Origin of the sequence: Microvirga sp. HBU67558 (assembly GCF_018069605.1) — a bacterium.
Lineage (GTDB): Bacteria > Pseudomonadota > Alphaproteobacteria > Rhizobiales > Beijerinckiaceae > Microvirga > Microvirga terrae.
In genome coordinates, this window is sequence record NZ_JAGPUP010000492.1 from 17,937 (window position 1) to 28,404 (window position 10,468).

Annotated in this window: 9 protein-coding genes and 1 pseudogene; 7 read left to right on the forward strand and 3 right to left on the reverse strand. The window is 64.0% G+C overall.

All coding sequences use genetic code 11. The features are described 5' to 3' along the window. Positions 1-43 precede the first annotated feature (43 nt). Together KBI52_RS10270 and KBI52_RS10275 are read right to left on the reverse strand one after the other, a co-directional pair. Entirely contained in the window at positions 44-1,156 is a 1,113-nt protein-coding gene (locus KBI52_RS10270) for an Ldh family oxidoreductase (RefSeq protein ID WP_210807191.1), read from the reverse strand. A gap of 84 nt (positions 1,157-1,240) precedes the next feature. Continuing rightward, positions 1,241-2,491: a Gfo/Idh/MocA family protein gene (locus tag KBI52_RS10275; protein WP_173946767.1), complete on the reverse strand. Its 1,251-nt coding sequence runs from the start codon at positions 2,489-2,491 to the stop codon at positions 1,241-1,243. A gap of 362 nt (positions 2,492-2,853) precedes the next feature. Here KBI52_RS10275 and KBI52_RS10280 point away from each other — a divergent pair, with 362 nt between their 5' ends. The 6 genes from KBI52_RS10280 (at position 2,854) to KBI52_RS10305 (ending at position 8,852) form a co-directional block, all read left to right on the forward strand. After that, entirely contained in the window at positions 2,854-4,134 is a 1,281-nt protein-coding gene (locus KBI52_RS10280; RefSeq protein ID WP_173946766.1) for an ABC transporter substrate-binding protein, read from the forward strand. A gap of 88 nt (positions 4,135-4,222) precedes the next feature. Beyond that, complete coding sequence (locus KBI52_RS10285) at positions 4,223-5,164, forward strand: carbohydrate ABC transporter permease (RefSeq protein WP_247654314.1); 942 nt, start codon at positions 4,223-4,225, stop codon at positions 5,162-5,164. After that, on the forward strand, positions 5,157-6,023 hold the full coding sequence (locus tag KBI52_RS10290; protein WP_210807193.1) for a carbohydrate ABC transporter permease: 867 nt from the start codon (positions 5,157-5,159) through the stop codon (positions 6,021-6,023). The genes KBI52_RS10285 and KBI52_RS10290 overlap by 8 nt, the downstream gene beginning before the upstream one ends. 4 nt (positions 6,024-6,027) lie before the next feature. After that, positions 6,028-7,059, forward strand: a complete 1,032-nt coding sequence (locus KBI52_RS10295; protein WP_210807195.1) for a Gfo/Idh/MocA family protein — start codon at positions 6,028-6,030, stop codon at positions 7,057-7,059. Then, positions 7,059-7,937: an SMP-30/gluconolactonase/LRE family protein gene (locus KBI52_RS10300; RefSeq protein ID WP_210807197.1), complete on the forward strand. Its 879-nt coding sequence runs from the start codon at positions 7,059-7,061 to the stop codon at positions 7,935-7,937. The genes KBI52_RS10295 and KBI52_RS10300 overlap by 1 nt, the downstream gene beginning before the upstream one ends. 111 nt (positions 7,938-8,048) lie before the next feature. Beyond that, a complete protein-coding gene (locus KBI52_RS10305; protein ID WP_210807199.1) occupies positions 8,049-8,852 on the forward strand; it encodes an NAD(P)-dependent oxidoreductase in 804 nt (267 codons plus the stop codon). 93 nt (positions 8,853-8,945) lie between these two features. On the opposite strand, the gene KBI52_RS10310 is transcribed toward KBI52_RS10305, so the two are convergent. After that, a complete protein-coding gene (locus tag KBI52_RS10310; RefSeq protein WP_210807201.1) occupies positions 8,946-10,046 on the reverse strand; it encodes a Gfo/Idh/MocA family protein in 1,101 nt (366 codons plus the stop codon). A 307-nt stretch (positions 10,047-10,353) separates the two neighbouring features. Between KBI52_RS10310 and KBI52_RS32835 the strand changes: the two are divergent. Beyond that, positions 10,354-10,468: pseudogene (locus tag KBI52_RS32835) on the forward strand (sugar ABC transporter ATP-binding protein); the annotation flags it as partial.

Here is a 10,468-nt window from a genome sequence, read left to right on the forward strand (position 1 = left end):
TCTTGAAACATGGCTCTCGCCTACGGGCGGGAGCCGCACATGCTCACGCGGCCATGGCCGATTGCAGCAGGTAAGGAGCGCCGGCCGCCTCGGCGATCTCCCGCACCTTCAGCTTCAACGTCTCGGGAATCGGGATGCCCTTGACGAGCCGCTCCTCGCGGGCGGTCCATTCCGGCTCGCCCGGTACGAGGACGGGCTCGTCCTCGCGGATCGGCTTGACGGCGTGCAGGGTGTCGATGACGGTCTCCACGTCCGACTGGAACACGTCGAACGGCCGGAAGGCCGCCGGATTCAACGCCATGAAGAAATGGCCGATATTGTCGGGGTCGGACGGCTTCTGGGTTCGGTTCCTGACCGGCGAGAACGAGCCGCCCGACAGGGTCCCGGACAGGATCTGGGCGATCAGGCCGAGGCCATAACCCTTATGACCGCCCATCTCGCTGCCATCGCCACCGATCGGCGTGAGGCCGCCCACCTGGCTCTCGAAAATCTGACGGAAGGCCTGGCCGGAATCGGTCACGGGCTGTCCGTCGCCGTCGATCACCCAGCCGGCCGGAAGCTCCTTGTCCTGCAGGGCATAAACCTTGACTTTGTTGGCCGCGACGACGCTGGTGGAGATGTCGACGCAGATGCTCGGACGCCGCCCGCCCGGCACGGCGACCGCGATGGGGTTCGTGCCGAGCACGCGCTCGACCCCGTTCGTGGGCACCACTGAGATCACCCGGGTCGTCGACGATACGACGCCGATCAGCCCGCGCTCCGCCGCCATGGTGGCGTAGTAGCCGGCGGCGCCGAAATGGTGGGAGTTGAACACCGACACGACCCCGACGTCGTGCGCCAGCGCCTTCTCGATCGCGAGGTTCATGCCCGTGAAGGCGGCGGGATGGCCCAAGCCGGCGCCGCCATCGATCAGGGCCGTGCTGGCGCTCTGCCGGACGATGCAAGGTTCGGCCTGAAGCGCGAGCTGACCGGCCTTCTGCATCTGCGCATATTGCGTCAACATCGAAATGCCGTGGGAGTCGATCCCGCGCAGGTCGGTCTCGACCATCACCTCGGCCGTCAGGCGCAGCTTCTCCTCGCTCATGCCCCAGGCGCGCAGGATCGCCTCGATCTGGGCGCGAATCACATCGGCCGAGAAGTTCTCGCTCGCGATCATGGGCTGTTCTCTCACGTGTTCCGTTCGGCTGCTCCGGATTGCGGAGCAGGTGAGGAGGTGGCTGTCGCCACCTCCCGTCGATCGTCAGGCCGCGATGGCCTGGGCCGGATCGAGCAGCTTCGAGACGCTAACCATCTGTCCGGTCTTGGAGCTCTGAAGCGCAGCGATGCCGCACAGCACCGACATGGCGCCGGCGCGCGAGCCGGCGCGCTGGTTCAGTGGATCCGGTGTATCCGGCTTGAAGAGCATGTCCTGAAGCTTCGGGTCGCCGCCGAAATGCCCGCCCGGCTCATGCGGGACCTTGATGGTCTCGGCGCCGCCGAAATTCCGCACGAGCAGGATCTCGTCATGCTCCGGCGTCTCCCAGGGCTGACGCTCGAACTGGCGCATCTGGATGCGGCCCTTCGTCCCGTCGAAGGCGATGAAATGGCCCTCGATCGGCATGTAGGTGTTCACCGAATAGGTGACCTGCACGCCCTTCCGGTACCGAATCATGGCCGACATGGTGTCGGGGATATTGATCTCCTCGCGGAACACGCAGGCGTCGCGGACATAGCCGTCCTCGCGCGAGGGATCCTCGTAGAGAGCCTCGAGCCAGGGATCCTGGCTGATGTCCATGTAGTAGTCGCAGTAGCTGGCATGCGGGCAGGTCTTGCAGCGCTCGCCGCGGAACGGATTGACCTTGCCGTATTTGCGAAGGCTCGCGAACGCGAAAACGTCCTCCGGGTCGTCGTCCAGGTACCAGTTCATCAGGTCGAAATGGTGCGTGCTCTTGTGGACGAAGAGGCTGCCGGAGTTCTCCTCGATGGCGTGCCAGCGGCGGAAGTAGTCGGCGCCGTGCTTGTTGTCGAGGAACCAGTGGAAGTCGATGGAGGTGACGTCGCCGATCACGCCCGAGTTCAGGAGTTCCTTGATCTTCCGGACGGTCGGAGCGTAGCGGTAGTTGAAGGTCACGTCGACACGCTTGCCTGTCCGCTTCTCGGCGTCGAGGATGCGGCGCACCTTTTCGGCCGTGGTCGTCATGGGCTTTTCGGTGATGACGTTCACGCCGGCTTCGAGCGCCCGCACGATCATTTCGTCGTGATTCGAATCCCGGGTGCAGATGATCACCGTGTCCGGCTTGACGGCCGCGATCATCTCCTGGGCGTCGGCATAGATGGGAGCGTCGATGCCCAGAAAGCCCCTGGCGCGCTCGGCCCGAAGCCCGTTGAGGTCGCACAGAGCCACGATCTCGACGAAGTCGCCATAGCCTTTGACGACGTTGATTCCCCACATGCTCGTGCCGCGGTGGCCCGTGCCAATGAGGGCAATGCGTTTCCTGTTCGCGCGATCCATTCTCTTGGGTTCTCCTGCTGCTTCGCCCGGCGTGAGGCTTAAGCGTTGAATTTGTATGACAAATATGAGCTTCGGCGGTGGGTAAACCAGGGTTTGGATGTTTTCTTGATCCGGCTGTCCCTTAGGAAGCTTCGATCCGGGAGCTTAGATCGTCAAATTACATCATACAACTGGTTGACATACAACCATTCTAAATTTTAGCTTCATGTCGGATGGCGACAAAAGCGGAGCGCTCCCGTAACGTCCGAGGTGAAGGGACCGGAACCTCGGCGGAACAGGTGCCAAAAAACAAGAGCCGTCGCCGAAAGAGGCCATACATCTGGGCAGCCGTTGAGCCGGCGCCCGAGAGGGAGATACGCCACATGACCCATGATCTTAACCGTAGGACCTTGCTGAAGGCGGCTCTTGGATCCGCCGGTCTCGGCGCATTGGGGAGCCTTCCGGCCTTCGCGCAGGACGCGCGCGTCCGCCTCTACTGGTGGGGCTCGAAGGAGCGCGCCGACCGCACCCTCAAGGCGGTCTCGCTCTACCAGGAGCGGAACCCGGGCGTGAAGATCGACGGCGAGACCCTGGCCTGGGGCGATTACTGGCCGCGGCTCGCCACGCAGGCGGCCGGCCGCAATGCGCCGGACCTGATCCAGATGGACTACCGCTACGTCGCGGAATATGCCCGCCGCGGCGCCCTGCTGCCCCTCGACGAATTCGTGGGCAAATCCCTCGACATCGGCGATTTCGACAAAGCGTCTCTCGACAGCTGCAAGGTCGACGGCAAGCTCTACGGCATCAATATCGGCAACAACTCGAACGCGCTGATCTACAACAAGGCGGCGTTCCAGAAGGCCGGCGTTCCCGAGCCGATCGACGTGACCTGGGACAAGTTCTTCGAACTCGCCGCCGCAGTCACCAAGGCCCATAACGGTGAGTATTTCGGCACCTCCGACGCCAGCGCCGAGGAGGTCGCGTTCGAGAACTGGCTGCGCCAGCGCGGCAAGGCCCTCTATACCGAGGACGGCAAGCTCGGCCTCGACGAGAAGGATGCGTCGGACTGGTTCGCCATGTGGGCCAAGGCTCGCGAGGCGAAGGCCTGCCCGCCGGCCGACCTGCAGGCCCTCGACAAGAACAACATCGAGACCAACCTGCTGACGCAGGGCCGCGCGGCCTGCGCGTTCAACCACTCGAACCAGTATGTCGGCTACCAAGTTCTCAACAAGAACCCGCTCGGCATCACCATGTATCCGCAGGGCGCCGGTCCCAATCCGGGCCATTATCTCAAGCCGTCGATGATGTGGAGCATCTACGCCCGCAGCAAGGTGGCCGAGCCGGCGGTGAAGTTCGCCAATTTCACCGTGAAGGACGTGGACGGCGCCAAGCTCCTTGGCGTGGAGCGCGGCGTTCCGGCCTCGCCGAAGGTTCGCGAGGCCGTGTCGGCGGAGCTCGACGCCCAGGGCAAGCTCGTCGTGGACTTCATCTCCCACGTCACGCCGAAGGTCGGGCCGATCCCTCCGGCTCCGCCGAAGGGCGCCGGCGAGATCCAGACCATGCTGCGCCGGATTTCCGAGCAGGTCGGCTTCGGCCGCCTGTCCACGGCCGATGGCGGCAAGCAGTACGTCAGCGAAGCCCAGGCCATCTTAAGCCGCGCGTAACCGCGAGCGCCCCCTGACTCACCAGGTCGACCCAGCCGAACCGGGTCGGCCTGTCCGTCTATCATGACATTGCTGTGAGCCATTCCGCATGACAACAACTGCTCAAATTCCTTTGACGATCACCGAGCCGGAGAAGCGCAGCAAGCGTCGGGGCGGATTGTCCCGCACCCTCGTCTCCTATTCCTTCCTGCTGCCCTGGCTCATCGGCTTTCTCGGCCTGACCCTCGGCCCGACGCTCGCATCCCTTTATCTGTCCTTCACCAATTTCGACCTGCTGCAGGATCCGCAGTTCATCGGAACGGCCAACTACCAGCGCATCATCACCAATGACGTGAAGTTCTGGCATTCCATGCAGGTGACGTTCACCTACGTCATCCTGGCCGTTCCACTGAAGCTCGCCTTCGCGCTCGGCCTCGCCATGGTGCTCAACCGCGGCATTGCCGGCCTGCCCCTTTACCGCGCGCTGTTCTATCTGCCCTCGCTGCTCGGCGCGAGCGTCGCCATCGCGGTGCTGTGGCGCCAGCTCTTCGCCAAGGACGGCCTCGCCAACGTGGCGCTGGGGCTCTTCGGCATCCAGGGACCGAGCTGGATCTCGGATCCGAACTACTCGCTCTACACGCTGGTGCTGCTCAGCGTCTGGCAGTTCGGCTCCCCGATGATCATCTTCCTCGCCGGCCTGCGGCAGATCCCGCCGGACGTGTACGAGGCCGCGAACATCGACGGCGCCAACAAGGTGCAGCAGTTCCTCAAGATCACCCTGCCGCTTCTCACGCCCGTGGTGTTCTTCAACGGCATCGTGCAGACCATCGATGCGTTCAAGGCCTTCACGCCGGCCTTCATCATCAGCGAGGGCACGGGCGGGCCGATCGACTCGACCCTGTTCTACACCCTGTATCTCTACCAGGAAGGCTTCGCCTATTTCCGCATGGGCTATGCGTCGGCTCTGGCATGGATCCTTCTGATCATCATCGCCTGCTTCACCGCCTTCTCGTTCCTCACCTCTCGCTACTGGGTCCATTACAATGACTGACGCCACAACAGTCGCCACGACGCAGAATGTGGGCGGAGCCCGTTCTCTCCTCTACCACGTGATCCTGTGCGCCGTTTCGCTGGTCATGCTCTATCCGCTCCTGTGGATGCTCGCGAGCAGCTTCAAGCCCGACGACGAGATCTTCGGTAACGCCTCGCTCTGGCCCGATGCCTTCACCTTCGACGCGTATGTCCGCGGCTGGTCGGGCCTGACGGTGAGCTTCGGGACCTTCTTCTGGAACTCGCTGGTGATCTCGGTCCTCAGCGTGATCGGCAACGTGTTTTCCTGCTCGCTGGCCGCCTACGCGTTCGCACGCCTGAAGTTCCCCCTCAAGAACTTCTGGTTCGCGCTCATGCTCGGCACGCTGATGCTGCCGTACCACGTGACCCTCATCCCGCAATACGTGCTGTTCCTGAACCTCGACTGGGTCAACACCTTCCTGCCCCTGGTGGTGCCCAAGTTCCTGGCCGCGGACGCCTTCTTCATCTTCCTGCTCTACCAGTTCTTCCGCGGCATTCCGCGCGAGCTCGACGAGGCGGCGATCATCGACGGAGCCGGCCCCTGGCGCATCTTCTGGAGCGTCATGCTACCCCTGTCGGTGCCGGCGCTCGCCACGGCGGCGATCTTCACCTTCATCTGGACCTGGGACGACTTCTTCGGCCCGCTCATCTATCTGAACGACGCGAGCCAGTACACGGTCCAGCTCGGCCTGCGCACCTTCGTGGACTCGACGGGCAAGTCCGACTGGAGCGCGCTCTTCGCCATGTCGGTGGTCGCCCTGATCCCGGTCCTCTTGTTCTTCGCGGTCTTCCAGCGCCTGCTGATCGAAGGCATCGCGACCACCGGTCTGAAGGGTTGAGCGAATGTCAGCATCCGGAATTCGCTTCGCCGTCATCGGCATCAACCACAACCATATCTTCGGTCAGGTTGAAGCCCTCCTCGGCGCCGGGGCGACGTTCGTGTCCTTCTTCGCCCCGGAGGACGACCTCGCAGTGTCCTTCGCCGAGCGCTATCCGCAGGCGGAACGCGTCCACGACGCCCGGCGCATCCTGGAGGACGACAGCGTCGCCATCGTGCTGAGCGCCGCGATCCCCAGGGACCGCGCGCGGATCGGCATCGAGGTCATGCGCCACGGCAAGGACTACATGGTCGACAAGCCGGGCATGGTCACCCTCGAGGAGCTGGCCGAGGTGCGCCGGGTCCAGCAGGAGACGGGTCGCATCTATTCGATCTTCTACTCCGAGCATTTCAGCAGCCGCGTCACCGACAAGGCTGGCGAGCTGATCCGCTCGGGAGCCATCGGCAAGGTGGTGAACACCCTGGGGCTCGGCCCGCACCGGCTCAATGCGCCGATCCGCCCGTCCTGGTTCTTCGAACGGGAGGCCTATGGCGGGATCCTGACCGACATCGCGTCGCATCAATGCGAGCAGTTCCTGTTCTATACGGGCGCGAAGGATGCGGAGGTCACCTATGCGATGGTGGCCAACCGGAACAACCCGCAGACGCCGGGGCTGCAGGATTTCGGCGAGATGACGCTCAAGACCGCCGATGCCACGGGCTACATCCGGGTCGACTGGTTCACGCCGGACGGTCTGCCGACCTGGGGCGACGGGCGCGTCATGGTCGTGGGAACCGAAGGCACCATCGAGATGCGCAAGTACATCGACATCGCCGGACGCGAGGGCAAGGATCATCTGTTCCTGGTCGACAAGACCGGCATGCGCCATCTCGACTGCTCCAACGAGGAGCTGCCTTACGGACGCAATCTCGTCGACGACATCCGCAACCGGACCGAGACGGCCATGGGCCAGGAGCATTGCTTCAAGGCCATGGAGCTGACCCTGAAGGCGCAGGCGCTCGCGGAAGCGGGGCCGGCCGGGCCGGGGGCCCGGTGATGCTCGACTTCCGGTTGCTCAAGGATACCCGATGCGGGATCGGCGAAAGTCCGGTCTGGGACGATCGCCGCAAGGTCCTGTTCTTCGTCGACATCAAGGCGCCGGCCATCCATTCCATTCGCCTCGACGGCTCGGAGCATCGCACCTGGACGATGCCGCGGGTGGTCGGATCGATCGGGCTCGGAGCCAGTGGGCGATTGGTCGTGGCGCTCGAACGCACGATCGCGGTGTTCGATCCCGAGGATGAGAGCCTGGACATCCTCGCGGAGGTTCCAGGCGAACCCTCCTGGCACCGGCTGAACGACGGCAAGGTCGGGCCCGACGGCGCGTTCTGGGTCGGCTCCATGGATGACCGACCCCATAAGGAGCCGCGCGGCTCCCTCTACCGGGTCGATGGACGCGGCCGGGTGACCCGCGTTCTGGAGCATGTCTGCCTCGTGTCGAACGGGCTCGCCTGGTCGGCCGATGGCCGCACCATGTTCCACTCGGATTCCCGCAGCCCCTGGATCGACCGCTACGATTTCGAGCCGTCCTCCGGGCGCCTTGCGAACCGGGCGCGCATCGCCACGCTCGACGAGGCTCGGGGCCGGCCCGATGGCGGCGCCTGCGACGAGGAGGGGTTCTACTGGAGTTCCGGCGTCTCCGCCGGGCGCCTGAACCGGATCTCCCGGGACGGGGAGATCGTGGAATCCCATCCAGTGCCCGTTCCGGCGCCCACCATGCCGTGTTTCTGCGGCGACGACCTGAAGACCCTGGTGATCACGTCCCTGAAGCCGGACAATGCCGACGTGCTCGCCTCCGCTCCGCAATCCGGCAGCCTCTTCATCGCGTCGTCCCCCGTGGCAGGCGCGCGGGTCGAACGGTGGATGGACGTCTGACGGGCTGATTCTGGCGATTCCGAGGGACGTCGGTCCACGGCGACCCCTGACCCTCTCGACTCGTCATATATATGACAAATACTTCTCTCACGATCGAATGGTGAAACAGCCGTGAACCCGCGACGCATTCTGCTCACCGGAGCCGCAGGCCGCCTTGGAAGCCTCCTGCGCCACTCCTTCGCCGGACGGTACCAGCTGCTGCGGCTGTCCGACATCGTCACCCTGGGAGACGCAGGCAAGGGCGAGGAAATCGTCCCCTGCGACCTCGCCGATGCGGCGGCTGTCCGGGCCCTGTGCGAGGGAGTGGATGCGATCATCCATCTGGGCGGCATTCCCTACGAGACCGGCTGGCCGGAGATGCTTCAGTCCAACATCGTCGGGACGATCAACCTTTACGAGGGCGCAAGGCGTGCCGGCGTCGACAGGGTGATCTTCGCAAGCAGCAATCACGCCACCGGCTTGTATCCGAACGACCGGACCCTGTCCGGTGAAAGCCCACCTCGGCCCGATTCGCGTTACGGGCTGACGAAGGCCATCGGCGAGGACGTGGCGGCGCTCTACGCCTACAAGCACGGCATCCGCAGCCTCTGCCTGCGGATCGGTTCGTGCCTGCCCGAGCCGGACAATCGGCGGGCCTTGTCCACCTGGCTGTCCCACGGGGATTTCGTGCGCCTGGTCGAGGCTGGCCTCACGGCCGATTACGTCCACGAGATCGTCTACGGCGTCTCCCGGAACACCCGCTCCTGGTGGGACAATGCCGCCGCTTACCGGCTCGGCTACGAGCCTCAGGATGATGCGGAAACCTATGCGGCGAAAGTCGAGACGGTCGAGCTCGCCACGGAGCTCGCCCGCAGCTACCAGGGCGGCAACTTCGTGCCGGACGAGTTTTCGGGCCGGAAGGACTGGCTGGGTTGAGCCGGTCGCCCGGTTCGTTCGAAGACGGACGAAACAAAACCCGGGGCACGACACCCCGGGTTTTGTTTCATGCGGGAGACGACGGCGTCGAAACTAGGCCCGGGCGGCGTAGCGCAGGACGTCGGCGCCCTTGTTCGCGAGGCTCCAGTTCGTATAGCGGGGATGATCGGGACCCACCTGCAGCGTTTGCGGCCGCTCGGTTTCGATGGACTGGTAGAAGGCCGTCAGGAGCTCCAGGGAACGGCGTGCATCGACCAGAGTGATCGGCAGCTCACCGCCCGAGACCAGAGCCTCGTGATAGGGGGCGAACAAGCCCTCGAACCGCGTCGGGACGAACGTCCAGCCTTCGAACGCCTGATCGATCCGGGCCTGCACCTCCGGGGAGGCCGGGATGATCTTCCACGGGTCGTCGCCCGGCGCGTAGGGCTTCTGGCAGCTCTCGAACGTCACGTTCTCGAAGCAGAAGCGCAGGCGGCTGATCTCGTCCTGCGATCCCAGGGTGGCGGCCGTGGAGGCGAGCGCTCCGTTCTGCAGCTCCAGGCTGCCGACGACGCAATCCTCCACCTCGATGTCGTTGACCCGGGTCGCAGCGCGCGCGAAGACGGATTTGACCGGGCCCATGACGAAGGTGAGGAGGTCGTGCAGGTGGATCGCATGGGTGACGAGCACGCCGCCGAGCTCGGTGTCCCAGCGTCCGCGCCACGGATTGTCGTAGTATTTCGCGGTCCGCTTCCAGAACACCTCGACGGAGGCGAGATAGGGCTTTCCGGCGATGCCCTGATCGATGATGTGCTTGGCCTTCATGATGCCGTTGCCATAGCGATACTGGAAGATCGGCAGAACGCGGCCCTTGGACTGCTTTTCCGCCTGGATCACCTTGTCGACATCCGCCACGGAGCCCACGAGCGGCTTCTCGCAGACCACGTTCTTGCCGGCCGCGAGTGCGGCCAGAATCTGTTCGAGATGGACCGCCGGAGGGGTGCAGACATCGACGATGTCCACATCGTCCATGCGCAGGATCTCGGCATAGTCCTTGGTCCGGCGCTCGATGCCGAATTCGTCGCCGATGCTCGCCAGACGCTCGTCGTTGAGGTCGCAGATGGCCGCCACGCGGAACTTGTCCGGATGAGCCGCATAGGAAACGATGTGGGTGCGGCCGATCCCGCAGCCGACGACCGCAACATTCTTGATCATGAGCGCTTATCTCCCTTCACTCCGAGCCGTGCCGGCCTGTCGGAGCTTGACGATTCAAATCCGGTTCCTGTGCGTGGCGACAGGTGGATCCGCGAGCGAACGACAGCCCATATTCGAGCCGGGTTCCAGGAACCGCAATCTTCGCGATGCAACGGCACTCCGGCTTGCATGTCAAGATTTGTCGTGCAACATGATATGTGCTTAACTTGATCAAGTCGTAGAAACACCTACCATAGCGTCGCTGTATCAAGGTTCTGGCAGGGCACCTTTAGAGTGCCGTGAACGCACATAGGTTGGAGGAAGCCCCGTGGCCTCAGTAGAGATCCGCAACATCCGCAAGAATTTCGGAACGGTACCGGTCATTCACGGGGTGTCGATTGACATCCAGGACGGGGAGTTCGTGATCCTGGTCGGTCCGTCCG